The sequence below is a fragment of the Luteimonas sp. 8-5 genome (assembly GCF_029763755.1).
Taxonomy (GTDB): domain Bacteria; phylum Pseudomonadota; class Gammaproteobacteria; order Xanthomonadales; family Xanthomonadaceae; genus Cognatiluteimonas.
This window is the reverse complement of the sequence record NZ_JARUVM010000012.1, coordinates 1-23,269: the sequence shown is the minus strand read 5'-3', so window position 1 is coordinate 23,269 and position 23,269 is coordinate 1. Positions and strand designations below refer to the sequence as shown.

25 protein-coding genes and 1 tRNA gene are annotated in these 23,269 nt (G+C 68.9%); 14 read left to right on the top strand and 12 right to left on the bottom strand.

Annotation, left to right across the window (positions count from 1 at the left end):
* Positions 1–10 precede the first annotated feature (10 nt).
* Positions 11–766 carry a Qat anti-phage system TatD family nuclease QatD gene (gene qatD, locus QAA18_RS02480; RefSeq protein WP_279410752.1) on the top strand — a complete coding sequence of 252 codons (756 nt, stop codon included), beginning with the start codon at positions 11–13 and terminating at the stop codon, positions 764–766.
* Here qatD and QAA18_RS02475 read toward each other — a convergent pair.
* The 3 genes from QAA18_RS02475 to QAA18_RS02465 all read right to left on the bottom strand — a co-directional run bounded on the left by QAA18_RS02475 (position 749) and on the right by QAA18_RS02465 (position 1,673).
* On the bottom strand, positions 749–1,132 hold the full coding sequence (locus QAA18_RS02475) for a hypothetical protein (protein WP_279410749.1): 384 nt from the start codon (positions 1,130–1,132) through the stop codon (positions 749–751). The two genes, qatD and QAA18_RS02475, sit on opposite strands and share 18 nt — an antisense overlap.
* Before the next feature lie 19 nt (positions 1,133–1,151).
* Positions 1,152–1,397, bottom strand: coding sequence for an Arm DNA-binding domain-containing protein (locus QAA18_RS02470; RefSeq protein WP_279410748.1), 246 nt, complete (start codon positions 1,395–1,397; stop codon positions 1,152–1,154).
* A 203-nt stretch (positions 1,398–1,600) separates the two neighbouring features.
* Positions 1,601–1,673: transfer RNA gene (locus QAA18_RS02465), tRNA-Ile, on the bottom strand.
* Between the two features lie 67 nt (positions 1,674–1,740).
* Between QAA18_RS02465 and QAA18_RS02460 the strand changes: the two genes are divergently transcribed.
* Together QAA18_RS02460 and QAA18_RS02455 are read left to right on the top strand one after the other, a co-directional pair.
* A complete protein-coding gene (locus QAA18_RS02460) occupies positions 1,741–2,196 on the top strand; it encodes a cupin domain-containing protein (protein ID WP_279410747.1) in 456 nt (151 codons plus the stop codon).
* A gap of 8 nt (positions 2,197–2,204) precedes the next feature.
* Complete coding sequence (locus QAA18_RS02455) at positions 2,205–2,624, top strand: hypothetical protein (protein WP_279410744.1); 420 nt, start codon at positions 2,205–2,207, stop codon at positions 2,622–2,624.
* On the opposite strand, the gene QAA18_RS02450 is transcribed toward QAA18_RS02455, so the two are convergent.
* The 4 genes from QAA18_RS02450 to dtd form a co-directional block, all read right to left on the bottom strand.
* Positions 2,574–3,971, bottom strand: coding sequence for a sorbosone dehydrogenase family protein (locus QAA18_RS02450; RefSeq protein ID WP_279410743.1), 1,398 nt, complete (start codon positions 3,969–3,971; stop codon positions 2,574–2,576). The genes QAA18_RS02455 and QAA18_RS02450 overlap by 51 nt on opposite strands.
* Positions 3,968–4,411 carry a DUF2231 domain-containing protein gene (locus QAA18_RS02445; protein WP_279410742.1) on the bottom strand — a complete coding sequence of 148 codons (444 nt, stop codon included), beginning with the start codon at positions 4,409–4,411 and terminating at the stop codon, positions 3,968–3,970. The genes QAA18_RS02450 and QAA18_RS02445 overlap by 4 nt, the downstream gene beginning before the upstream one ends.
* 90 nt (positions 4,412–4,501) lie before the next feature.
* Positions 4,502–6,370, bottom strand: a complete 1,869-nt coding sequence (rpoD, locus tag QAA18_RS02440) for an RNA polymerase sigma factor RpoD (RefSeq protein WP_279410740.1) — start codon at positions 6,368–6,370, stop codon at positions 4,502–4,504.
* A gap of 85 nt (positions 6,371–6,455) precedes the next feature.
* Positions 6,456–6,896, bottom strand: a complete 441-nt coding sequence (gene dtd, locus QAA18_RS02435; RefSeq protein WP_279410739.1) for a D-aminoacyl-tRNA deacylase — start codon at positions 6,894–6,896, stop codon at positions 6,456–6,458.
* A gap of 36 nt (positions 6,897–6,932) precedes the next feature.
* Between dtd and QAA18_RS02430 the strand changes: the two genes are divergently transcribed.
* The 4 genes from QAA18_RS02430 to tagD are packed head-to-tail and all read left to right on the top strand — an operon-like array spanning position 6,933 to position 10,249.
* Positions 6,933–7,424, top strand: a complete 492-nt coding sequence (locus QAA18_RS02430) for a PH domain-containing protein (protein WP_279410738.1) — start codon at positions 6,933–6,935, stop codon at positions 7,422–7,424.
* On the top strand, positions 7,405–8,901 hold the full coding sequence (locus QAA18_RS02425; RefSeq protein WP_279410819.1) for a PH domain-containing protein: 1,497 nt from the start codon (positions 7,405–7,407) through the stop codon (positions 8,899–8,901). The genes QAA18_RS02430 and QAA18_RS02425 overlap by 20 nt, the downstream gene beginning before the upstream one ends.
* A 5-nt stretch (positions 8,902–8,906) precedes the next feature.
* Positions 8,907–9,842 carry a lauroyl acyltransferase gene (locus QAA18_RS02420; protein ID WP_279410737.1) on the top strand — a complete coding sequence of 312 codons (936 nt, stop codon included), beginning with the start codon at positions 8,907–8,909 and terminating at the stop codon, positions 9,840–9,842.
* Positions 9,839–10,249, top strand: coding sequence for a glycerol-3-phosphate cytidylyltransferase (tagD, locus tag QAA18_RS02415; protein ID WP_279410736.1), 411 nt, complete (start codon positions 9,839–9,841; stop codon positions 10,247–10,249). The genes QAA18_RS02420 and tagD overlap by 4 nt, the downstream gene beginning before the upstream one ends.
* Here tagD and QAA18_RS02410 read toward each other — a convergent pair.
* Genes QAA18_RS02410 through def form a run of 5 tightly spaced genes read right to left on the bottom strand, consistent with a single transcriptional unit; the run spans position 10,206 to position 15,700 of the window.
* Positions 10,206–11,240 carry a CDP-glycerol glycerophosphotransferase family protein gene (locus tag QAA18_RS02410; RefSeq protein WP_279410734.1) on the bottom strand — a complete coding sequence of 345 codons (1,035 nt, stop codon included), beginning with the start codon at positions 11,238–11,240 and terminating at the stop codon, positions 10,206–10,208. The genes tagD and QAA18_RS02410 overlap by 44 nt on opposite strands.
* A gap of 13 nt (positions 11,241–11,253) precedes the next feature.
* A complete protein-coding gene (locus QAA18_RS02405; protein WP_279410733.1) occupies positions 11,254–12,897 on the bottom strand; it encodes a glycosyltransferase family 39 protein in 1,644 nt (547 codons plus the stop codon).
* A gap of 29 nt (positions 12,898–12,926) precedes the next feature.
* A complete protein-coding gene (rsmB, locus tag QAA18_RS02400) occupies positions 12,927–14,258 on the bottom strand; it encodes a 16S rRNA (cytosine(967)-C(5))-methyltransferase RsmB (protein WP_279410732.1) in 1,332 nt (443 codons plus the stop codon).
* Positions 14,255–15,175 (bottom strand): methionyl-tRNA formyltransferase, encoded by a 921-nt coding sequence (gene fmt, locus QAA18_RS02395; protein WP_279410731.1) that lies wholly within the window; start codon positions 15,173–15,175, stop codon positions 14,255–14,257. The genes rsmB and fmt overlap by 4 nt, the downstream gene beginning before the upstream one ends.
* Before the next feature lie 9 nt (positions 15,176–15,184).
* Positions 15,185–15,700, bottom strand: a complete 516-nt coding sequence (gene def, locus QAA18_RS02390) for a peptide deformylase (protein ID WP_279410729.1) — start codon at positions 15,698–15,700, stop codon at positions 15,185–15,187.
* Between the two features lie 168 nt (positions 15,701–15,868).
* Between def and QAA18_RS02385 the strand changes: the two genes are divergently transcribed.
* From QAA18_RS02385 to QAA18_RS02355, 7 genes are all read left to right on the top strand, one after another.
* Positions 15,869–17,032 (top strand): LysM peptidoglycan-binding domain-containing protein, encoded by a 1,164-nt coding sequence (locus tag QAA18_RS02385; protein ID WP_279410818.1) that lies wholly within the window; start codon positions 15,869–15,871, stop codon positions 17,030–17,032.
* 75 nt (positions 17,033–17,107) lie between these two features.
* Positions 17,108–18,100 (top strand): DNA-processing protein DprA, encoded by a 993-nt coding sequence (gene dprA / locus QAA18_RS02380; protein ID WP_279410728.1) that lies wholly within the window; start codon positions 17,108–17,110, stop codon positions 18,098–18,100.
* Entirely contained in the window at positions 18,097–18,585 is a 489-nt protein-coding gene (locus QAA18_RS02375) for a DUF494 family protein (protein ID WP_279410727.1), read from the top strand. Before dprA ends, QAA18_RS02375 begins: the two co-directional genes overlap by 4 nt.
* Positions 18,586–18,728: 143 nt before the next feature.
* Positions 18,729–21,278, top strand: coding sequence for a DNA topoisomerase I (locus QAA18_RS02370; RefSeq protein WP_279410725.1), 2,550 nt, complete (start codon positions 18,729–18,731; stop codon positions 21,276–21,278).
* Positions 21,279–21,288: 10 nt separating this feature from the next.
* Entirely contained in the window at positions 21,289–21,855 is a 567-nt protein-coding gene (locus QAA18_RS02365) for a Sua5/YciO/YrdC/YwlC family protein (RefSeq protein ID WP_279410724.1), read from the top strand.
* A gap of 50 nt (positions 21,856–21,905) precedes the next feature.
* Positions 21,906–22,316: a hypothetical protein gene (locus QAA18_RS02360; RefSeq protein WP_279410723.1), complete on the top strand. Its 411-nt coding sequence runs from the start codon at positions 21,906–21,908 to the stop codon at positions 22,314–22,316.
* Complete coding sequence (locus tag QAA18_RS02355; protein WP_279410722.1) at positions 22,313–22,930, top strand: hypothetical protein; 618 nt, start codon at positions 22,313–22,315, stop codon at positions 22,928–22,930. The genes QAA18_RS02360 and QAA18_RS02355 overlap by 4 nt, the downstream gene beginning before the upstream one ends.
* The last annotated feature ends 339 nt before the right edge of the window (positions 22,931–23,269 follow it).

Here is a 23,269-nt window from a genome sequence, read left to right as displayed (position 1 = left end):
TGGCACACCCATGATTGCGCTCAATGGTCTTGTGGATCTCCACTGCCATCTCGATTTGTATCCCGATCACGAGGCGGCCATTCTCGAAGCGGAAGCGGCTGGTGTCTTCACCCTAACGGTAACGACCACTCCAAAGGCATGGCAACGCAATCTCGAACTGACCAAGGCCACACGTTATGTACGTGCGGCACTCGGGCTGCATCCCCAGTTGGTCGCGGAGAGGTTCCACGAATTACCTATATGGGATGCGCATCTCCCAGAAACGCGTTACATCGGCGAGGTAGGCCTGGATGCTGGGCCGCGCTATTACCGTTCGTTCGATCTACAGAAGGAGGTTTTCGCTCACGTTCTATGTGAATGCGCGAAAGCCGGCAACAAAGTCATTACGGTGCATAGCGTTCGGGCAGCAAAGGCCGTACTTGATCATATCGAAGCTCATCTTCCTGCCGGGCGTGGAAGAATCGTGTTGCATTGGTTCACCGGCACTAAAAGCGAATCACGCCGCGCCATTGATATGGGTTGCTACTTCTCGATCAATTCCACCATGTTGGACAATGAGCGTCACCGCGAGATGGTTTCAACTATTCCGCTGGACAGAATCCTCACTGAGACCGATGGCCCATTCACTAAAATCGGCGAACGTCCCTCTAGGCCATCGGACGTGATCATCACCGTGGCGGCTCTCGGACAACTGCATAATGTTCCACCAAATGAGATTGCCGTGACAATCCGAAATAACTTACGCCGTTTATTGGGCGAACTGTAAGCAACCAGCTCCAGCGCACGAAACCAGCATTTGCTGGCAGCGTATCGCGCAGATCGTGTGCCGGATCCCGTTCGGCCGCTCTGTCGCCACCGCGAAGCGGAAGATCCGACTCAGTTGCTCGCGCAGGCGGTAGGCCTGTTCGATGCAATCGCGCTTGACCAGCCGCAGCAACAGCGGCCTGATCTCGATGACGCCAATGTCCGCAATGGGCAGTCGGCCAATCCAGGGATACGCGTGGTTCTTCAATCGGGCACGTTCCTTGTCGAGCTGCTTCTTGGTCCATCCCTTGGCGCGCACGTCCAGCCATTCTTCGGCGACGTTCTTGAAGCTGGCGTCCGCGGCGGTCCTGGCTTTTAGCTTCGCCACCCGCTTCTCGCCGGACGGGTCACGTTGCTCGTACAGCGACAGGGGCGCGATCGCGCTCGACCAGCGCGCGCTTCAACGAGATTTCCGGATACACGCCCAGCGCCAGCCGTTTTTCGCGACCGGCGACGCGGTACTTCATCCGCCAGTACTTGGCGCCGTTCGGCATGACCTCGAGGTAGAGGCCGCCACCGGCCGACAGCTTGTAGGGCTGCGTCTTTGGCTGCGCGTTGCGCGCGGCCACGTCCGTCAATGCTTTCGTCGTCATCTGGAGGGATATTTGGGGGCATCTCGAAATGACGCCCCTCAAAATTGGGAATGTGCCCCCAAATGTGCCCCCACTTTGAGGCGGATGTAAACCGACTCCGTCGTACTGGATCGAACTGCCGCTTTGCTCCGAAAAACCTTATTTTTCAGGTATTTGCTTGATGCGGTCGATCGGGGTCGGACGGCGTTGAACGGGGTGAAAAATGGGCCCACCAGGACTCGAACCTGGAACCAAAGGATTATGAGTCCTCTGCTCTAACCATTGAGCTATAGGCCCGCGGCCGGGCAATTATGGCGGAAACGGACGCCGTGTCGCCGCCGGCATCGCGTCCTACAATCCAGGCATGAAGAAGATCGATATCGCGAAGCTTCCGGTCGGCACGGGCAGCGGCTATCCGCCGCCCTACGATGCAGCCTGTGCCACGCGCCAGCGCGTGCGCCTGGGCGATGCCGCCGGCCTGACCCAGTTCGGGGTCAACCTGCTGCGCCTCCCGCCCGGTGCCTGGTCGAGCCAGCGCCATTGGCATTCGGCCGAGGACGAGTTCGTGCACGTGCTCGAAGGCGAGGTCGTGCTGGTCACCTCGCAGGGCGAGGAGGTGCTGCGCGCGGGCGACAGCTGCGGCTTCCGGGCCGGCGACGCGGACGGCCACCACCTGCAGAACCGCACGCAGCGCGACGTCGTGCTGCTGGAAGTCGGCAGCCGCCGTCCCGACACCGACGCGGTCGACTATCCGGACATCGACCTGAAACTCGATGCCGGCGACCGCAGCTACCGGCATCGCGACGGGACGAAATACTGAGCCTGGCCATGGAGCTGCGCGGAAGCTGCCACTGCGGGAACATCCGTTACACCCTGGACTGGCCCGGCGAGCCGCCGGCGATTCCCGGGCGCGCCTGCACCTGCAGCTACTGCACGCGACACGGCGCCGTGTGGACGGCCCACCCGGACGCGGTGTTGACCATCTTGCTCGACGATGCTGCAAGGGTTTCGCGCTATGCCTTCGAGACGAAGACAGCGGAGTTTTTTGCATGCGCCGGCTGCGGGATCGTGCCCGTGTGCATCAGCCGCATCGAGGGGCGCGACCACGCGGTCGTCAACGTCAACACCTTCGACGACCCGACCATCCCCGTCGAACGCGTCCAGGTGTCGTTCGACGGGGAGGACGAGGACCAGCGACTAGTCCGCCGGCACGAGCGCTGGATCGGTCGCGTCCGTTTCGACGCCTGAATCGGCAGGCGCTTCCGCATCCACGGGCATTTCCGCCGACGGCGGCACCGCCACCGGCGTCGCGGGCGTCACCCGCCAGATCGTGTTGGACAGGTCGTCGGCGACGATCAGTGCGCCGCGCGGATCCACGCTCACTCCGACCGGGCGGCCGCGGGTCAGGCCGTCCTCGCCGCGGAAACCGCTGACGAAGTCGATCGGCTCGCCGACCGGCCTGCCATTCTCGAAGCGCACGAACACGACCTTGTAGCCGGACGGCGGATTGCGGTTCCAGCTGCCGTGCTCGCCGACGAACACGCCATCGGCGAACTGCGCGCCCATCGCTGGCGACGAGAACGAGAGCCCGAGCGCGGCAACGTGCGAGCCCAGCGCGTAGTCCGGTGCGATCGCCGAAGCGACTTTCTCCGGATCCTGCGGCATCACCCGGGTATCGACGTTCTGGCCCCAGTAGCTGTAGGGCCAGCCGTAGAACGCGCCTTCCTTCACCGACGTCAGGTAGTCCGGCACCAGGTTCGGACCGATCTCGTCGCGCTCGTTGACCACGGCCCACAGCACGCCGGTTCCCGGCTGCACCGCCAGCGCGGTGGGATTGCGCAAGCCGGTCGCGTAGGTCTTGTGCGCGCCGGTGGCGGCATCGACCTGCCAGATCACGGCGCGATCGACCTCGGCGGTCATGCCGCGCTCGGTGATGTTGCTGTTGGAACCGATGCCTACGTACAGGTAGCGGCCGTCCTCGCTGGCGGCCAGCGACTTGGTCCAGTGGTGGTTGATCGCCGACGGCAGGTCGGTCACCTTCGTAGGCGCGCCGCTGGCGCGGGTCTGGCCGACCGCGTAGTCGAACTTCACCAGCGCGTCCTGGTTGGCGACGTACAGCGTGTTGCCGACCAGGGCCAGCCCGTAGGGTGCGTTGAGGTCTTCGGCGAACACCGTCTGCAGTTCATAGGTGCCGTCTCCATCTGCATCGCGCAACAGGGTCAGGCGGTTGCCGCTCTTGACCGAAGTGTTGCCCTTGGCCTTGATCCTGCCTGCGATCACGTCCTTGGGCTTGAGCTTGGGCGCGTTGCCGCCGCGTCCCTCGGCGACGAGGATGTCGCCGTTGGGCAACACCAGGGTCTGGCGCGGAATGAGCAGGTCGGTGGCGATGGCGGTGATCGTGTAACCCTGCGGCACCGTAGGTGTTCTGTCGCCCCAGGCTGCCGGCTTGGCGATGATCATGTCCGGCATCAGGGTGCGGTTGGGCTCCGGGATCTCCGGGTTGGCCCCGTACTGGTCGAGCTGGGGTGCCTCCTTGCTGCACGCGGCCAAGGCCAGCGCGAGCGCGGAGACGGCGATCGTGGCGAGGCGGTTCATCGGACACCTCCCGCGCGCGCATACGCTTGGGGCAGGCTTGCGAAAGCCAGCCAGGTCGCGACCAATGCCAGCACCGTCACCAGCAACGACATCCACAGCGCGGCCGGCATGATGGCCCACGCGTCGCGGCCATGGTGCAACGCGTCGAAGAATCCGACGACCCAGGTTGCGGCGACCACCAGGACGCGAAACCAGCTGCGGCCGCCGACGAACAGGGCGAAGACCTCGCACAGCACCGCGATGCTCGCCAGCACCATGCCGCCGACGAGCAGCCAGGATGCGAAGTTGCTCCACTGGATCTGGTGGCTGGACCAGTAGGCGTAGTCGGCCAGCAGCGCGCCGAGGAACAGGACGAAGGCGCCTGACAGGGCGAATGCGTGGAAGGGGTGTGAAGCCCCGGGATCAGCCCGGGGCCGGGTACGGTCGGCGGTGACGGCCATGGCTCGCTCCTCGTGTGCGCGATCTGGCAAGCATTCAGCTTGCGCCGTTACGCGCGCGTGAGAAGCGCAGGGTGGAACTCGCGTTCGCGGCTACTCGATGTCGAGGAACGAGCGCAGCTGTTCCGAACGCGACGGATGCCGCAACTTGCGCAGCGCCTTCGCTTCGATCTGGCGGATGCGCTCGCGGGTGACGTCGAACTGCTTGCCGACTTCCTCGAGGGTGTGGTCGGTGTTCATGTCGATGCCGAAGCGCATGCGCAGCACCTTGGCCTCGCGCGGGGTCAGGCCCGCGAGCACGTCGCGCACCGTTTCCATGAGGTTGGTGTTGGTCGTGGCCTCGATAGGGGACTCCACGTTGGTGTCCTCGATGAAGTCGCCCAGGTGCGAGTCCTCGTCGTCGCCGATCGGGGTCTCCATGGAGATCGGTTCCTTGGCGATCTTCATGACCTTGCGGATCTTGTCCTCGGGCATGTCCATTTCCTTGGCCAGCTCCTCCGGCGTGGCCTCGCGGCCGAACTGCTGGAGCATCTGGCGGGAAATGCGGTTGAGCTTGTTGATCGTCTCGATCATGTGCACCGGGATGCGGATGGTGCGCGCCTGGTCGGCGATCGAGCGGGTGATCGCTTGGCGGATCCACCAGGTGGCGTAGGTCGAGAACTTGTAGCCGCGGCGGTACTCGAACTTGTCGACCGCCTTCATCAGGCCGATGTTGCCTTCCTGGATCAGGTCGAGGAACTGCAGGCCGCGGTTGGTGTACTTCTTGGCGATGGAGATCACCAGGCGCAGGTTGGCCTCGACCATTTCCTTCTTGGCCTTGCGCGCCTTGGCTTCGCCGTAGGCCATCGCACGGCTGATGTCCTTGAGGTCGGCCAGGGTGACCATCATCGACTTCTCGAGCGCGATGGTGGCTTCCTGCTCGGCGATGATCTGGTCCTTGACGTCGCGCAGGCCCGAAGACCACTTCTGCTTGCGCTTGAGGACCTCGTCGACCCAGCCCAGGTTGGTCTGGTTGCCGTCCCACGCGCGGATGAAGTCCTTGCGCGGCATCTTGGCCACGCGCACGGACAGGTCGAGGATGCGGCGCTCGTGGTCCTTGATGGCGCCCTGCACGTCGCGCAGGTTGCGCACCAGGGTATCGGTGAGCGGCAGCGGCAGCTTGAGGGTCATGAACAGCGCGGCCATCTCGTCGCGCAGCTTGAGCACCGGCTTGGCGGACGGGCCATTCTTGGCGTACGACTTCTGGAACTTCGCGTACAGCGCGGCCAGTTCCGTCATGCGGCGCTCGACCTCGGCCGGATCCGGACCGGTGGGGCCGGCCTCTTCCTCCTCGGTGGAATCGTCGTCCTCGTCCTCGTCGGCATCGGAGTCGTCGTCGCTCTCGGCCTTGGCCGGGGCGGGCGCGGGCGCCGGCGGCTCCGGCTCCTCGTCGAGCAGGTCGTTGAAGCCGACCACGATTTCGGCCAGGCGCTTCTTGCCCGCCTTGTGCAGTTCGTAGTCCTCGACCAGCAGGTTCACCGACAGCGGGAAGCTGGCCAGCGACGACAGCATCTGGTTAAGGCCTTCCTCGATGCGCTTGGCGATGGCGATCTCGCCCTCGCGGGTCAGCAGCTCGACCGTGCCCATCTCGCGCATGTACATGCGCACCGGGTCGGTGGTGCGGCCGCCCTCGGCATCGAGCGCGGACAGGGTGGCGGCGGCTTCCTCGGCGGCGGTGTCGTCGACCTCGCGGCCGCTGCCGGAATTGCCGGCCAGCAGCAGGGTCTCGGCGTCGGGCGCGATCTCGTGCACCTCGATGCCCATGCCGTTGATCATGCCGATGATGTCTTCGATCTGCTCCGGATCGACCATGTCGTCGGGCAGGTGGTCGTTGACTTCGGCGTAGGTCAGGTAGCCTTGCTCCAGGCCCTTGCTGATCAGCTGCTTGATGTCGGACTGCGGAGCCTGGCGTTCGTTGGCCATAGGGGGCGTGCCACCGGAATATTGGGACGGAAAGAACCCTGCATTATACGTCATGGGCCGGATTCACCGGCCTTTGGGCCCGGAATCAGGCCTTCAGCAGGAATGTCACCGGGCCGTCGTTGGCCAGGCTGACGACCATATGGGCACCAAAGCGCCCGGTTTCCACCCCCGGGGGATGGATCCGCCTGCATTCACCCACGAGGGCGTCGAAGATCCGTTCAGCTTCGGCCGGCGCCATCGCCGTGCTGAAGCCCGGGCGCAGCCCGGAACTGGTGTCGGCGGCCAGCGTGAACTGGCTGACCATCAGCAGCCCGCCGCCGGTGTCGGCCAGCGACAGGTTCATCCGCCCCTGCCCGTCGCCGAAGATCCGGTAGCCGACCAGGCGCCGGGCCATCTTCTCCACCTGGGCCTGCCCGTCGCCCGGCTCGATCCCGACCAGGGCCAGCAATCCGGGGCCGATGGCACCGATGGTTTCACCGTCGACGGTCACGGAAGCCGAGCTGGCACGCTGGATGAGGACGAGCATGGCTGCATTGTAGGATGGCCGCATGGGGCCGATGACATGAACGGAGACTGGCAACCGTTGCCGCGACGCGCACTGCGACTGTTCGTGTTGCGTGGCGCGCTGCTGGCGATCCCGGTCGGCTTCGCCGCCCTGGTCGTGGCCGCCGTCGCGGAGGCCCCGGCACCGGCGTGGCTGGGCGTCGCCGGCGCGGTGGCCGGCGCCGCATTCGGTTGCTGGCGCGGCGAGCGCGCCTGGCGCTACACCGCCTGGCGCCTGGACGCAGCCGGTTTCGCCCTGCGCCGTGGCCACCTGTGGCGCAGCGAGACCCGGGTCCCGCAATCGCGGGTCCAGCACCTGGACCTGCAGCGCGGGCCGCTGCAGCGGCGCTTCGGCCTGTCCACCCTGGTGATCCATACCGCGGGCACGCGCCACAGTGCGGTCGGCGTGGGTGGCCTGGATGCCGAAGACGCCGAGCGCCTGCGCGACATCCTCGCCCGCCAGGTGGACGACGACGATGACGACGACGGTCATGACGGCCGCGCCGCCTGAGCCGGGCGCCGAGCGCCGCCTGCATCCGTTGTCCTGGTTGTTCGTGCTGCTGGCGCAGCTGCGCCAGTTCATCGTGCCGTTGGTGGCGCTGCTGTTCTTCGGCCAGCGCGATTCGGAGGCGCCATGGCTGCTGATCGGCGTGGGTGTGCTGGTGCTGGCGTCGGTGTGGCGGTACTTCACCTACCACTACCGGATCGAGGACGACAGCATCGTGATCCGCAGCGGCCTGCTGCACCGGCAGCTGCGCCAGGTGCCGTTCGCGCGGATCCACAACGTGGCCCTGCACCAGACCCTGCTGCACCGGATGTTCGACGTGGCCGAAGTCCGGCTCGAGTCCGCCGGGGGCGACAAGCCGGAGGCGCAAATGCGGGTGCTGCGGCTGTCCGATGCCATGGCGCTGGAACAGCTGGTGCGGCGACGCGGTTCGGCGCCTGCCGTCGCCGGCGCGACCCACGCCGGCGAAGCACCGGCGCAGACGCTGCTGCAGTTGCCACCGATGGAAGTGGTGCGACTCGGCCTGGTCTCCAATCGCGGCCTGCTGGTCCTCGGTGGCGCCGCCGCGGCGGTCTCGCAGTTCAACCAGCGCCTGCTGGCCAACCTCTTCGAAGGCTGGGGCAAGGCGCTGTTCGGCTACGCCGACGCGCACCGTTTCGACGCAGGCGACTACGTGCTGGTCGGCGCGAGCCTGCTGGTCGCCTTCGTGCTGTTCCTGCGTGCGCTGTCGGTTGGGCTGGCACTGCTGGGCTACTTCGGATTCCGCCTCGATGAACACGGCCGCCGGCTCACGGTCGAGCGCGGCCTGCTGACCCGCCTGCGCACCAGCGTGCCGCGCCGGCGCATCCAGGCATGGACGCTGGAGGAAGGTCTGCTGCATCGCCTGCTGAAGCGGCGCAGCCTGCATATCGACACCGCCATCGCGGGCGGCGCGGATGCCGGCCAGCGCGCGCTGCGGGAGCTTGCGCCGATCGCCACGCCCGGCGACTGCGATGCACTGGTGCGACATCTTCTCCCCGGGACGCAATGGCCGCCGGCGCAATGGCAGCCGCTGCACCGCCTGGCCTGGCTGCGCCTGGCGTGGCCGGGGACGCTGCTGGCCCTGGCGGTCTGCGCCGCGGTCGCCTGGCGCGGCGGTGCGTGGGCGTTGTTGCTGCTGGTGCCATGGCTGGCGTGGACGCTGCTGGTCGCGCATCGCCATGCGCACCATGCCGGCTATGCCTGCGACGAGCGGCTGGTGGCGGCCCGCGCCGGCTGGTGGTCGCGGACCTGGCGCTTCGCCGAAATCGACAAGCTGCAGGCGCTGCGCATGGCACAGTCGCCGCTGGATCGCCGTTGCGGCATGGCCACGCTCGTGCTCGACACCGCCGGTGCCGGGGCGATGGCGCCGCCACTGCGGTTGCGCTACCTGCGCGAGGGTGAAGCGCGGGACCTGTTCGAACGGCTGGCCGCGGCCGTGGCTGCGCGCAAGCTGCACTGGTAACCGCCATGAAACGCATGCTCGGCAACCTGCTCTACCTGATGGCCTGGATCGCGGGCCACCTGCCCTGGCGATGCCTGCACGCGCTGGGCGATGGCCTGGCATGGCTCTGGAGCCGGCGCGACGTGCGCGAATCGTGCGTGGCCAGGCGCAACATCGAACTGGCATTTCCCGCGCTGGACCAGGCTGGACGCGACGCCCTGCATCGCGCGGTACTGCGGACCACCGCGCGCCAGGCGCTGGAGACGCTGGCCCTGTGGACGCGACCGCATGCGCGCAACCTCGGCCTGATACGCGAATCGCACGGCACCGCCCTGCTCGACGACGCGATCGCCGCCGGCCGCGGCGTGATCGTCGCCGCGCCGCACTACGGCAACTGGGAACTGCTCAACCAGTGGCTGGCCGCACGCACGCCACTTTCCATCCTGTACCGCCCGCCGGAGTCGGCGATCGGCGAAGCCTTCCTGCAGCGCGTCCGCGCGGGCGACGAGGGCCGCGTGACCCAGGTGCCGGCCGAAGGCACGGCGGTGCGGCGGTTGCTGCGCACGCTGCAGGCCGGCGGCGTGGTCGGGATCCTGCCCGACCAGCAGCCCAAGGCCGGGGAAGGCGAGTTCGCGCCGTTCTTCGGCATCCAGGCCTTGACCATGTGCCTGCTGCCGCGCCTGGCCTCGCGCACCGGCGCGACGGTACTGTTCGCGTATTGCGAACGCATCCCCGGCACCGGTGTCGCGCCCGCATTCGCGCTGCGCATCGAGCCCGCCCCGGAAGGCATTGCCGACACCGACACGGAGGTGGGCACGGCCGCGCTCAATGCCGGCGTGGAGCGGATCGCGCGGCGCGATCCCGCGCAGTACCAGTGGACCTACAAGCGCTACAAGCTGCGGCCTTGCGACAGCGGCGAAGCCAACCCCTACTGCGACCTGGAACGAAGGCGGACCAAATGACCCGGACCGTGATCACCTATGGCACCTTCGATGTCGTCCATATCGGCCACATCAACCTGTTGCGCCGCGCGCGCGAGCTCGGCGACCGCCTGGTGGTGGGCCTGTCGACGGACGAGTTCAACAGCAAGAAGCACAAGTCGGCGCTGCTCAATTACGCCAACCGCAAGGCGGTGCTGGAGGCGATCCGCTACGTGGACCTGGTGATCCCCGAAGCCAGCTGGGAACAGAAGATCGAGGACGTGAAGACCCATGGCGTCGCCGTGTTCGTCATGGGCGACGACTGGACCGGCAAATTCGACTTCCTGCGCGACGCGTGCGAAGTGGTCTACCTGCCGCGCACCGCGGAGATCTCGAGCACCGAGATCAAGCAGACGATGGTGTCTTCGGCAACGTCCGCCAGTACTTGAGCCGTCGCAACAGGCTCGCCGGCTTGCGCCGCAGTCCGTCGCGGCCGCGGGCCAGTTCCGCTTCCACCGCGTCGAGTACGCGCTCGCTCGAACGCCCGTCGCGCCAGGGATGCATGGCCTGCACGTAGCGCCGGCGCGCCTCGCGCGACGGATCGTCGCCCTCCAGCACCGACGCCAGCGCGGACTCCAGTTGCGCCGGTTCGTCGACCGTCACCAGGTGCGGGCCCGGCGCGCGGTTGCGGAACGCCACCACGGGCTTGTCCAGGAGCATGAATTCCGCCGCCGCCGACGAGGTGTCGGTGAGCATCGCGTCGGCGTCGCGCAGCAGCGGCAGCATTTCGTCGGCCGTGGCGATGCTGAAGTTGGCGCCCCGGATCGCGCGGATCGGCGCGGCGAACTCCTCCGCCATCTTCGGGTGGAACTTCACCGTCCAGTGCCAGTCGCGCCGCGCCACGATGTCGCGGATCGTGTCGGCCAGCGCCGGCGCGGAAGTCAGCGACGGGCTGAAGGTGGGAGCGTAGAGGATGCGCCTGGCGGCGCCGGCGGCGCGCGCCCGCGGGGCGTCGAACAATGGATCCACCTTCGGCCAGCCGGTCTCGGCGACGCGGAAGCAGCCGTGGCGTTTGGCCAGCGCCTCGAACGGCCCGGTGGTCAGCCGCCCGAAGGTGCAGAACAGGTCGAACATGCCGCGGATCCTGAAGTGGCCTTTCTTCTCGATGGCGAAGCCATGGAAGACCTGCACCTTCAGGCCGGGAAAGAACGGCGGCACTTCGTTGCCCGGGACGAACACCGCATGCGGCGCGAACGCCGCGACCTCGGCGACCGAACCCAACAGGCGTTCGCGGGGGTGCAGGTGCGACGGCGCCGGGCCGTTGAGGAACCAGGCCACTTCGGCGCCGCGCGCGCGCGCGGCCGCCTGCAATGGCCGCAGGATCTCGAACGAGTACGGCAACTCGACGAACATCAGGTAGCGCCGCGCTTCCCCTGCCATCGGCATCCTTCCGTCAACGACAGGCCATGGTGGCATGCGCCGGCACCAGCCACCATTCGCGCCGGTTGGCGCCGCCCAGGTGCTGCGACAGGGACTGGTCGACACAGGGCAGCAAGCCGGTGTCCTGCACCAGCAGCCAGCGCGAGGCCGGCGCCTGCCGTTGCCATGCCAGCGCGCGCCGCATCTGCTCGGCCGGCTCGGCCTTGAAGCCGAACGTCGCGGCCGGGCGGTCGGCCATCAGCAGGTTCTGCTCGCGCCAGGCGACCAGGCCAAGTTCCGCATCCGGCCCGATCCGCGCTCCTGCATCGCGCATCAACGCCGCCGAGGAACTGGAATCGGTGAGCAGGCGGTAGCCCACGAGCCCGAACACGACCCAGAGGCCGGCAAGCATGGCGAGCATGCCCGCGATGGCGCGGCGACGGCCGGCCCACAACAGGCAGCCCAGCCCCCAGGTGCCGATCGCCACCAGCATCCATGCACCACCGGCGACTTCGGCTGCGTCCATCCCGCGTTCGAGGACCAGCCGGGTCTCGAAGCGCGGATCCGAGGCCAGCATCGCGGTGCCCGCGCCCAGCATGAGCACGGTCAGCAGCGCAGTGAACGCCATGGCCAGCCGTTGCGCGCCACGCCTGCGCACGATGCCGGGCAGCAGAGGCGCCAGCGCCAGGCACGCCATCGGCAGTGCGGGCATGACGTACACGTCGCGCTTGCCGTCGGGGATCGAGAAGAACACCAGCACCAGCGCCCACCAGCCCAGCGGCAGCAGGTAACGGGCATCGCGACGGCGCAGGCGTCGCCACCATGCCGGCAGCGCCCAGGGCAAGGCGAGCATCGCCGGCAGCCACATCAGCAGCGTGACCTCGAGGAAGTACCAGGGCGGCTGCGGGTGGTCCCAGGATTGCGCGTAGCGCTTTGCCGTCTGCTTGAACAGGATGTCGTCGAGGTAGGCGCGATAGGCCGGATCGGTGCTGCCGGCGACGGCGAGCACCATCGGCACCAGCCACAACGAAACGGCCACGAGGAAGGCCAGCGGACCGGCCCACGTGCGCCAGCCGCGCAGCGGCGCGCGTGCCGCGTGCCATCCGCGCATCGCCGCGACGATGCCGGGCAGCACCATCAGCAGCGCGATCACGCCCACGCCCTTGGTGATCGTGCCCAGGCCGGCGGCGAACCAGCCGAGCATCCACATCCGCCATTGCGGCGCCTCGCCGTCGCGCGCCGACAGGAAGAAGCGCAGGAACCCGTAGTTGCCCAGGGTGATCCAGAACGTCACCAGCGGATCGATCTGCGCCTTGCGCGCCTGGTAGGTGAACTGCAGCGCGAACAGCACCGCGTAGCCGGCGTACAGCCCGACGCGTGGCGTCCACAGCCGGCGGCCCAGGTCGACCACGCACCACAGCGTGCCCAGCGCGGCGAGCAGCGACGGCAGCAGGAACGCGACGCGCCAGTTGCCGACGACGGTGTAGGCGGCCGCCTGCAGCCACATGAACAACGGCGGCTTGTCGGCATACAGCTCGCTGCCGCGGTGCGGGAACAACCAGTCGCCGCTTTCGACCATGTGCTTGGCCACGAGCGCGAAGCGCGGCTCGTCGGCCGGCCATGGATCGCGCAAGCCCAGCCCGGCACCCAGTACCAGCAGTGCCAGGACCCAGAACATCCGTGTAGACATCCATGTTCTCCGGGCGGTCATGCCCCGGAGTGTATGGGCTTCCCGATCCTGGCGTAGAAGAATCCGTCCATGCCGTCCTGCCCGGGCAGGCGCTGGCTGCCGTGGCCGGTGTCCTCGCCGAAGCGGGCATCCAGCGGCTGAAGGCGGGCATCGGGCGTGCGCGCCAGGAAGGCCGCGACCTGCGCGTCGTTCTCGCGGCGCAGGATCGAACAGGTGGCGTACAGCAGGGTGCCGCCGGGTGCCAGCGCGGGCCAGAGCGCGTCGAGCAGGCGCGCCTGTCCGGCGGCAAGCTCGTCGATGTCGCTGGCGCGCCGGTGCAACAGGATGTCGGGCTGGCGGCGCACGACGCCGGTGGCGCTGCAGGGCGCATCCAGCAGGATCGCGTCAAAGGGCGTGCCGTCCCACCAGCCGGAAGTATCGGCGGCATCGGCCACGCGCAGCTGCACGTTGTCGCCGCCATCCAGGGCCAGGCGGGCGAACGTGGCCCGCACGCGCTCCAGCCGCTTGCGGTCGACATCCAGCGCCAGCAGGCGCAGGGAGCGATCGCGTTCGAGCAGGTGCGCGGCCTTGCCGCCGGGCGCACTGCAGGCATCCAGGATGCGCATGCCCGCCGCGGGCCGCAGCGCATCGGCCACCAGTTGCGCGCTGCCGTCCTGCACGGAAAGCTCGCCGTCGGCGAATCCGGGCAGCGCCGACACCGGCACCGGGTCGTCGATGCGCAGGCCGTCCACACACGCCGGCACCTGCGTGGCAACGATGCGGCTTGCGGCCAGGCGCTCGCGCATGCCTTCCGGCGTCGCCAGGCGCCGGTTCGCCCGCAGCCACAGCGGGCCCGGCTCGGCGCTGGCCTGCACGATCGCGGCGACGTGCGCGGGCCGGTCGCGACGCAGCATCTCCAGCAGCCACTTCGGCCACGACGCGGAGGCATCGACGGTCGGCAGGCCGTCGCGCTGCGCGCGCCGCAGCAAGGCGTTGACCAGTCCGGCCTGGTGGGCACGGCCAAGCACGCGGGCCGCGTCGACCGTCGCCGCCAGTGCCGCGTGCGGCGGCAGCTGCAGCACTTCGAGCTGGACGAACCCGGTGTACAGCAGCGCACGCAGGATGCCGTCGCGGCGGCCGGGCGGTCGCGGCATCCATTGCGCGAGCGCAGCCTCCAGGCGCGCGCGCTGGCGCAAGGCGGCGAAGACGATGGCTTCGACCAGGGCGCGGTCGCGCGGATCAGGCAGCTGTGGCAAGGCGGCCGCGAGTTCGGCCTTGAGCGAATGGCCGCCGTGGAGGACGGCGTCGAGTACGCGTGCTGCGACGGCTCGTGCGCCGGCGCCGCGGTCCTGGCGACCGCCTGCATTCATCCGCGGCCCAGCTGCGGACGCGCGTTGAGGTAGTCGGCCGCGGCCACCGGCCGGCCGCCATCGCGTTGCACCTGCAGCAGGCGCAGCGCGCCTTCTCCGCATGCGACGTCGATGCCGTCGCGTCCCGCGGACACTACCTCGCCGGGGGCGGCCGCCCGTGCCAGCGGGATAGCGCGGGCGCGATGGATGCGGACACGCTCGCCGGACAACTGCGCCTCGGCCACGGGCCAGGGGTGGAACGCGCGCACCTTGCGCGCCAGCAGTTCGGCCGGCTGCGACCAGTCGAGCCGGGCCTCGGCCTTGTCCAGCTTGTGCGCGTAGGTGACTCCTACCTCGGGCTGCGGCTGCGGGACCGGACGCATGCCCGCCCGCAACAGCCCCAGGCCGTCGGCCAGGACCTGTGCACCGAGAGCGGCCAGGCGATCGTGCAGTTCGCCCGAAGTTTCATCCGGACCGATGGCAATGCGCTGGCTGAGCAGCACGGGCCCGGTGTCCAGGCCCTTCTCCATCTGCATCAGGCACACGCCGGTCTCGGCGTCGCCGGCTTCGATGGCACGCTGGATCGGCGCGGCGCCACGCCACCTCGGCAGCAGCGACGCATGCACGTTCCAGCAGCCGTGCACCGGGATGTCGAGGATCTTCTGCGGTAGCAACAGCCCGTAGGCGACCACGACCATCAGGTCGGGCTGCAGCGCGCGCAATGCATCGCGCGAGACCTGCGATTTCAGCGACTCGGGCTGCAGCACCGGAATCCCGCGCTGCAACGCCTCGAGCTTCACCGGCGAAGGCTGCAGCCCGCGGCCGCGGCCGGCGGGACGATCGGGTTGGGTGTGGACGGCCACGACTTCGCCGCGTGCGGCGGCGGCGCGCAGGGCTGGAACGGCGAACTCGGGGGTTCCGGCGAAGACGATCCGCATCGCGGGCCGTCAGGCGGCGTCGGCGCGGCGTTGCTTGGCGAGCTTTTTGCGCACCATCTCGCGCTTGAGCGGCGAGAGGTAGTCGACGAACAGCTTGCCGTCGAGGTGGTCGATCTCGTGCTGGATGCACACCGCCAGCAGGCCGTCGGCGGCCAGTTCGAACGGCTCGCCATGGCGATCGAGCGCGCGCACCGTGATCTCCGCGGCACGGGTCACGTCGGCGAAGATCCCGGGGACGGACAGGCAGCCCTCCTGGCAGACCTCCTCGCCGCTGCGGGCGACGATCTCCGGGTTCACGAAGACCATGCGCCGGTCCTTCTCCTCGGAGACGTCGATGACCATGAAGCGCTTGTGGACGTCCACCTGGCTTGCCGCCAGGCCGATGCCGGGAGCCTCGTACATGGTCTCGAACATGTCGTCGAACAGGCGCTGGGCCTCCTCGCCGGCCAGCCACGCCGGGTCGACCGGGACTGCCTTGGTACGCAGCCGGGGGTCGGGGAACTCGAGGATCGGGAGCAGGGCCATGGCTTGAAAAGGGAGGCGTGGGTCACATCCGCAAGCACCGGGCTTGCGGAATTGGGCAATGATACCGCTACCGGCTTGCGTCCGGCTGCGATCCCTGCGCTCTATTGGCCCGGGTTAAGGGTGGGTTTTCCCAAGGGGAGCGGGTACATGGCCGCAAAGCTTAAACATTTGCCTCAAGGGCTGCGCACGGCCATGGCCGTCGCGTTGCTCACGATCACCACGTGGGCGGTCGCGGTGGACCTGCGCGCCGACCATCCGGACACCTACGTGGTGCAGCGTGGGGACACCCTGTGGGACATCGCCGGGCGCTTCCTGCAGAAACCGTGGCTGTGGCCGGAAATCTGGCAGGCCAACCCGCAGGTCGAGAACCCGCACCTGATCTATCCGGGCGACGTGCTGTCGCTGGCCTACATGGATCGCGTGCAGCAGCCGCAGGCCGTGGTCCAGCCGGGCCCGCGGACCGAACCGCCGATCACGGGCATCCCGCTCGGCGAGATCGAGCCGTTCCTGAAGGACCTGCGCGTCGTCGATTCCTTCGACCAGTTGCCCTACGTGGTCGGCCTGGAAGAGGACCGCCTGCGCGGCGGCCAGGGCCAGCTCGTCTACGTGCGCGGCCTCGCCGGCGCCCAGCCCGGCCAGCGCTACATGGTGGTGCGACCGGTGCAGCGCTATGCCTTCGTCGACCGCACCGATGGCTGCTGCGACCTGTTCGACCGCGACAGCCTGGACTTCCGCGGCAGGCGCACCCTCGACTCGGCCGATTTCTGGGCCGCCGTGATGGTGATGGACAAGGGCAAGGAGCTGCTGGGCCACGAGCTCAAGCGCGTCAGCGCGGGCACCATCACCCGCGGCGAAGTCGGCGGCATCGAGGCCAGCACCCTGATGCTGGACCATGACTCGCACGAGGTCCGCGTCGGCGACCGCATCGTGCCGGTGGACGTCCAGTCCTACGATCCCTACTTCCACCCGCATCCGCCCGCCCGCTCGTTCGACTACGGCCGGGCGAAGGTCCTTGCGGTGGCCGACATGCTCGCCACCGGCGGCCCGCACGACGTGGTCGCGCTTTCGGTCGGCGCGCGCGACGGCATCGACAACGGCACCGTGTTTTCCACCTGGCGCGTCGGCACCAACGCCGTCGACCGTGTCGAGTACGGCCTGGACCGCACCGAGAGCACCATTTTCGCGGGGAGCAAGGTGCGCCTGCCCGACGAGTTCGCCGGCCACGTGATGGTGTTCCGCACCTTCGACAAGATGAGCTACGGCCTGGTGATGGACAGCGTGAAGCCGACCCGCGTGGGCTTCGAGCTGAAGCATCCGGACGCCCCGTTCTGAGGCGCGTCGTTTCCTGACGTTCGCAAGCGGCGGCGCCTGACGGCGCCGTCGCCGTTTCCGGGCCACGCTCCCGGGATGGACGACCTCGATGCGCGCACCCGGGCGTGGCTGCAACAGCCGCGCCACCACCTGCTGCACTGGCGGCACCCCGACTACCCGGCCCTGTTGCGGCGTATCGCCGATCCGCCGCGGGTGCTGTTCGTCGCCGGCGACCCGACGCTGCTCTGGCATCCCTGCGTGGCGGTGGTCGGCAGCCGTTCGCCGAGCGCGGGCGGCGCCGACAACGCATTCGCCTTCGCCCGCGCATTCGCCGCATCCGGGCTGGCGGTGGCCAGCGGCCTGGCCTCGGGTATCGACACCGCCGCCCACGCCGGCGCGCTGTCCGCCGGGGGCGCCACCATCGCGGTGCTCGGCACCGGCCCGGACGTGCCCTACCCGCGCTCGAACGCGGCGCTGCACGCGCGCATAGCCGCGCATGGCGTGCTGGTCAGCGAGCTTCCGCCCGGCACGGTCGCGCACCGAGGACAGTTCCCGCGCCGCAACCGGATCATCGCCGGCTTGTCCCTCGGCACCGTGGTGGTCGAAGCCGCCCAGCGCTCCGGGTCGCTGATCACCGCCCGCCTGGCCGGCGAGAGCGGCCGCGAGGTGTTCGCCCTGCCCGGCTCGATCCACAACCCCAAGGCCCGCGGCTGCCACCGCCTGCTGCGCGATGGCGCGGCCCTGGTGGAATCGCCCGACGAAGTCGTGGCCGCGCTCGGTCCGCTCGCGGCACGCCTGGCCGACGACTTGCGGGGACGCCTGGGCGCCCCCATCCATGAGCCGTCGGCGGCTCCGTGCGAGGCCGCCGCGGCCCCTGGCCCGGCAGATCCCGACTACAAGAAATTGTGGACGGCCCTGGGCCACGACCCAACAGGTATGGATGGACTCGTCTCACGGACCGGATTGACGGCCGCGCAACTGTCCTCCATGCTGCTGGTCATGGAGCTTGAAGGCCGGGTGGTTTCACGCCACGGCCGCTACACCCGCACCTCCACAGCACCTGCCACGGTGCAGGCCGAGGGGAAATGAAAGAGAGCATCCTGGACGTCCTGCTGTACCTGTTCGAGCACTACTTCACCGAAGACGTCCCGCCGCCGGGCGACCGCGAGCAACTGGCCAACGGCCCGCTGCTGGACGAACTGACCCAGGCCGGCTTCAGCCCGGCCGAGATCCACAAGGCCTTCGACTGGCTCGGCGCCCTGGCCGAGCAGCGCCCCGCGCCCGGCGACCCGCGTGCCGGCGGCCCGACCCGGATCTTCTTCGGGCCCGAGCTCGACAAGCTGGACGTGGAATGCCGCGGTTTCCTGATGTTCCTGGAGCAGCACGGGATCCTGGACCCGGACCAGCGCGAGCTGGTGCTGGACCGGGCGATGGCCCTGGACCAGGACGAGCTGGACCTCGAGGACCTGAAGTGGGTCGTGCTGATGGTCCTGTTCAACCAGCCGGGCTCCGAGGCGGCCTACGCCTGGATGGAGACCCAGATGTACCTGGACGAACCCGAGCCGGTCCACTAGCCGGGGTTCGCCCGGGTCACCGGCTGGCGCCGCCGGCGCCGCGTGTGGTACCTCTAATAAAAGGAATCGACGCCCGGGGCCACGGCCGCGGGCGTCGCCGCCTTCACGGCACGCCGCCGCCCAGCTCCGGACCCTCTGCCGCCATGGCCAAGAACCTCCTCATCGTCGAGTCGCCCGCCAAGGCCAAGACGATCAACAAGTACCTCGGCAAGGACTTCACGGTCCTGGCGTCCTACGGCCATGTCCGCGACCTGGTGCCCAAGGAGGGTGCGGTCGATCCGGCGCACGGCTTCGCCATGCGCTACGACCTGATCGAGAAGAACGAGAAGCACGTCGAGGCCATCGCCAAGGCGGCCAAGGCGGCCGACGCCCTGTACCTGGCCACCGACCCGGACCGCGAGGGCGAGGCGATCAGCTGGCACATCGCCGAGATCCTGCGCGAGCGCGGGCTGCTGGAAGGCAAGCCGCTGCACCGGGTGGTGTTCACCGAGATCACCCCGCGCGCCATCCGCGAGGCGATGGAGCAGCCGCGCACCATCGCCGGCGACCTGGTCGATGCGCAGCAGGCCCGCCGCGCGCTCGACTACCTGGTCGGCTTCAACCTGTCGCCGGTGCTGTGGCGCAAGGTGCAGCGCGGCCTGTCCGCCGGACGCGTGCAGTCGCCTGCGCTGCGCATGATCGTCGAGCGCGAGGAGGAGATCGAGGCGTTCGTCGCGCGCGAGTACTGGTCGATCGAGGCCGAGTGCGCGCACCCGTCGCAGCCGTTCACCGCCAAGCTGGTCAAGCTCGACGGCAAGAAATTCGAACAGTTCACCGTCACCGATGGCGAAAGCGCGGAATCGGCGCGCGAGCGCATCGCCAGGGCCGCCGGCGGTTCGCTGCACGTCACCGACGTCGCCAGCAAGGAACGCAAGCGCCGCCCGTCGCCGCCGTTCACCACTTCCACGCTGCAGCAGGAAGCCGCGCGCAAGCTCGGCTTCACCACCAAGCGCACCATGCAGGTGGCGCAGAAGCTCTATGAAGGCGTGAACATCGGCGAGGAAGGCACCGTCGGCCTGATCAGCTACATGCGTACCGACTCGGTCAACCTCTCGGCCGAGGCGCTGGGCGAGATCCGCGACGTGATCGCGCGCGACTTCGGCACCGCCTCGCTCCCGGACAAGCCCAACTTCTACACCACCAAGTCGAAGAACGCGCAGGAAGCGCACGAAGCGGTGCGCCCGACCTCGGCGCTGCGCACGCCGGCGCAGGTGGCGCGCTTCCTCACCGACGACGAGCGCCGCCTGTACGAACTGGTGTGGAAGCGCGCCGTGGCCTCGCAGATGATCCCGGCCACGCTGAACACCGTGTCGGTCGAACTTGCCGCGGGCAGCGAACACAGCTTCCGCGCCAGCGGCACCACGGTGGTCGTACCCGGCTTTCTTGCCGTGTACGAAGAAGGCAAGGACACCAAGGGCAAGGAAGACGAGGATGAGGGGCGCAAGCTGCCGGCGATGAAGCCGGGCGAGCGCGTGCCGCTGGACCGCATCCATGCCGACCAGCATTTCACCCAGCCGCCGCCGCGCTTCACCGAAGCAGCCCTGGTCAAGGCGCTGGAGGAGTACGGCATCGGCCGGCCGTCGACCTACGCCTCGATCATCCAGACCCTGCTGTTCCGCAAGTACGTGGAAATGGAGAGCCGCAGCTTCCGCCCGACCGACGTCGGCCGCGCGGTCTCCAACTTCCTCAGCGCGCACTTCACCCGCTACGTCGACTACGACTTCACCGCCAGGCTCGAGGACGAGCTCGACGCGGTGTCGCGCGGCGAGGAGGAGTGGGTGCCGCTGATGGAGAAGTTCTGGGGCCCGTTCAAGGAACTGGTGGACGACAAGACCGAGTCGGTCGACCGTTCCGAGGCCACCGGCGCGCGCGAACTGGGCACCGACCCGAAGAGCGGCAAGCCGGTGAGCGTGCGCCTGGGCCGCTATGGGCCTTACGCCCAGATCGGCACTGCCGACGACGAGGAGAAGCCGACCTTCGCCTCGCTGCGGCCGGGCCAGAGCATGCACACCATCTCGCTCCAGGACGCGCTGGAGCTGTTCCGGCTGCCGCGCAAGCTGGGCGAATCCAACGGCGAGGAGGTCAGCGTCGGCATCGGCCGCTTCGGTCCGTTCGCCAAGCGCGGCAGCGTCTACGCCTCGCTGAAGAAGGAAGACGATCCGTACACCATCGACCTGGCGCGCGCGGTGTTCCTGATCGAGGAGAAGGAAGAGATCGCGCGCAACCGCATCATCAAGGAATTCGAGGGCAGCGACATCCAGGTGCTCAACGGGCGCTACGGACCCTACATCAGCGACGGCAAGCTCAATGGACGCATTCCCAAGGATCGCGAACCGGCATCGCTGACGCTGGAGGAAGTGACCAGGCTGCTGGAGGAGACCGGCAAGCCGATGCGCGGCCGCTTCGGCAAGAAGGCCGCCGCGAAGAAGGCGCCGGCGAAGAAGGCTGCAACGAAAAAAGCCGCGGCAAAAAAGACCACCAAGAAGGCTGCAACGAAGAAGACCGCGGCGAAGAAGTCGCCTGCGAAGAAGGCCGCGAAGAAGGCGGTGGCGAAGAAGGCCGCCGCGCCTGCAGCGGCGCCGGAGCCGCCGCCGCTGCTGACGCCAAAGCCCTTCGTCGGCGGGCGCCGCGTGGTCAAGAAGGCCGACGCCTGACGGCGACAGCGTGAGCGCGCCCGTCCTGCCCATCGCCGATGCCGTTGCGGTGCTGCGCCGCGGCGGCCTGGTCGCCTGCCCGACCGAAAGCGTCTGGGGCCTGTCCTGCGATCCTTTCGACGAAGCGGCCGTGCTGCGCCTGCTCGCGCTCAAGCAGCGCGGAGTCGACAAGGGCCTGATCCTGGTCGCCGCCACGCCGGCGCAGTTCGACGGCATTGCCGACTGGGAACCGCTGCCCCCGGGGCGCAAGGCGGAGGTCCTGGCCAGCTGGCCGGGCCCGAACACCTGGATCATGCCGGTCACGCCCCGGGTTCCGCGCTGGATCAGCGGCGAGCACGACGGGGTGGCGCTGCGGGTCAGCGCCCATCCGGTGGTCGCAGCCCTGTGCACGGCCTTCGGCGGCCCACTGGTCTCGACCAGCGCCAACCGCGCCGGCGAGCCTGCCGCCCGTAGCCTGGATTCCCTGGACCCCGCCCTGCTCGCCGCCACCGACGGCCTGCTGGCAGGCGAGACCGGCGCCCGCGACCGTCCCAGCGACATCCGCGACGCCCGCACCGGCACCCTGTTGCGCGGCTGATTGCGACGCCCGCACTTGGCAGGCGCCGGCGCAGGGGGCAAGATCGGCCCATGCGCTTACTCCCGGTCACCCTGGTGTGCTTCCTGGCCTCCGCCGCGACGCTGCTGCCTGCCGGCAATACCGCCGCCGCGGACCAGGTGAAGATCTACCGCTGCGTTGCCGCCGACGGCAGCGTGGCCGTGCGCGACTCGGCCTGCCCCGACGGCGAGACCCAGCAGGTGCGCGACATGACGCGCCCGAAGGATCCCGCGCCGGCACCGGCCAGCGCGCAACCGCAACCGCATCCGTACTACTACCCGCCTGCCTCGGCCTACGACGGCGTTTCTTCAGGGGGTGGCGTGGTCGTCCGCCGCCCGGTGTACCCGGTGCCCGCGCCGGCCCCGGCGCAGCCGGCCGACTGGGGCCATGGCAGCTGGGTGAAAGGCAGCTGGACCGACTCGGGCAGCTGGACCGACCGTTGAACCGGGCCGCGTGCCTGGCGGTGTGCCTGGCCTGCTCGATCTTTCCACTATGGATTCCGCCCGCCTCGGCGCAACAGGTGGTGGTCTACCGTTGCACCGACGCGGCCGGCAACGTCACCGTGCAGAACGACGAGCCGTGCCCCAAGGGCGCGCGCGAAGAGCGCAAGGTGATCGAACCGCCGCCACCGCTGCCGGTCTTCGAGCCGCCGGCGGCACCGGAGACACCCAGCCTCTACGCGCCGCCGGTCAGGATCGTGCAGCGGCCCGGGGCCAAGGCGCCGGAGCCGCAACCGCCGCCCGGACTGTTCCAGTGCAGCACCTGGGACCAGCTGCACTACTTCACCGAGAAAGCGGAGCCGCAGAAGCATTGCGCACCGCTGCAGGTCGTGGGCATCGACGGTGTGTCGCGCCCGGAGGCCAGCGCCTGCGAGATGGTCGCCGACGTGTGCAGCGCGGTGCCGCCGGAGCGCTTGTGCGAGGCGTGGCAGCGGCGTATCGACGAAGCGGAGTTCCGCTGGCGTTTCCCCGGTGCCGATGCCGATGGGAGCCGGCGCGTCGAATACGAGCGCCTCAAGGCCATCCACGCCGCCAGCAGCTGCGCCCCCGCCCCGTAGGAGCGCGTCTCGCGCGCGACCTCCTCGCGCGCTTACGCTGGAAAGGCGGTCCGCTTTGGCGAATGTCCCCCGGCCGGGCCTGCGGCCCGGCCTCCTCCTTGATTTCGCCAAAGCGCACCACCTTTCCCGCGACGCCCGGAGCGACCCGCGTCGTGAACGCCGCTTCGGGAGCGTTCCGAAGCATCGACCCACCCGCTTGGCTTAGCGTCGTGGAATGGGTTTGCCCAAGACGGGACCGTCGGAGACATGGATGTCGACGACGAGGCCCCTTGGACGGGTTCACGCCGTGTCCCGGCTTGGGCAAGGCCATTCCGCGGCGCCCCGCACGTGAGCGGGCGG

Bases quoted from the DNA above. Each gene is read 5' to 3' on its own strand.
- def (WP_279410729.1), bottom strand. From the start codon at position 15,700: ATGGCCCTGCTCCCGATCCTCGAGTTCCCCGACCCCCGGCTGCGTACC.
- QAA18_RS02375 (WP_279410727.1), top strand. From the start codon at position 18,097: ATGAAAGAGAGCATCCTGGACGTCCTGCTGTACCTGTTCGAGCACTAC.
- QAA18_RS02425 (WP_279410819.1), top strand. From the start codon at position 7,405: ATGACGGCCGCGCCGCCTGAGCCGGGCGCCGAGCGCCGCCTGCATCCG.
- QAA18_RS02450 (WP_279410743.1), bottom strand. From the start codon at position 3,971: ATGAACCGCCTCGCCACGATCGCCGTCTCCGCGCTCGCGCTGGCCTTG.
- fmt (WP_279410731.1), bottom strand. From the start codon at position 15,175: ATGCGGATCGTCTTCGCCGGAACCCCCGAGTTCGCCGTTCCAGCCCTG.
- QAA18_RS02420 (WP_279410737.1), top strand. From the start codon at position 8,907: ATGAAACGCATGCTCGGCAACCTGCTCTACCTGATGGCCTGGATCGCG.
- QAA18_RS02370 (WP_279410725.1), top strand. From the start codon at position 18,729: ATGGCCAAGAACCTCCTCATCGTCGAGTCGCCCGCCAAGGCCAAGACG.
- dtd (WP_279410739.1), bottom strand. From the start codon at position 6,896: ATGCTCGTCCTCATCCAGCGTGCCAGCTCGGCTTCCGTGACCGTCGAC.
- tagD (WP_279410736.1), top strand. From the start codon at position 9,839: ATGACCCGGACCGTGATCACCTATGGCACCTTCGATGTCGTCCATATC.
- QAA18_RS02470 (WP_279410748.1), bottom strand. From the start codon at position 1,397: ATGACGACGAAAGCATTGACGGACGTGGCCGCGCGCAACGCGCAGCCA.
- QAA18_RS02460 (WP_279410747.1), top strand. From the start codon at position 1,741: ATGAAGAAGATCGATATCGCGAAGCTTCCGGTCGGCACGGGCAGCGGC.
- QAA18_RS02360 (WP_279410723.1), top strand. From the start codon at position 21,906: ATGCGCTTACTCCCGGTCACCCTGGTGTGCTTCCTGGCCTCCGCCGCG.
- rsmB (WP_279410732.1), bottom strand. From the start codon at position 14,258: ATGAATGCAGGCGGTCGCCAGGACCGCGGCGCCGGCGCACGAGCCGTC.
- QAA18_RS02430 (WP_279410738.1), top strand. From the start codon at position 6,933: ATGAACGGAGACTGGCAACCGTTGCCGCGACGCGCACTGCGACTGTTC.
- QAA18_RS02410 (WP_279410734.1), bottom strand. From the start codon at position 11,240: ATGGCAGGGGAAGCGCGGCGCTACCTGATGTTCGTCGAGTTGCCGTAC.
- dprA (WP_279410728.1), top strand. From the start codon at position 17,108: ATGGACGACCTCGATGCGCGCACCCGGGCGTGGCTGCAACAGCCGCGC.
- qatD (WP_279410752.1), top strand. From the start codon at position 11: ATGATTGCGCTCAATGGTCTTGTGGATCTCCACTGCCATCTCGATTTG.
- QAA18_RS02455 (WP_279410744.1), top strand. From the start codon at position 2,205: ATGGAGCTGCGCGGAAGCTGCCACTGCGGGAACATCCGTTACACCCTG.
- rpoD (WP_279410740.1), bottom strand. From the start codon at position 6,370: ATGGCCAACGAACGCCAGGCTCCGCAGTCCGACATCAAGCAGCTGATC.
- QAA18_RS02445 (WP_279410742.1), bottom strand. From the start codon at position 4,411: ATGGCCGTCACCGCCGACCGTACCCGGCCCCGGGCTGATCCCGGGGCT.
- QAA18_RS02405 (WP_279410733.1), bottom strand. From the start codon at position 12,897: ATGTTCTGGGTCCTGGCACTGCTGGTACTGGGTGCCGGGCTGGGCTTG.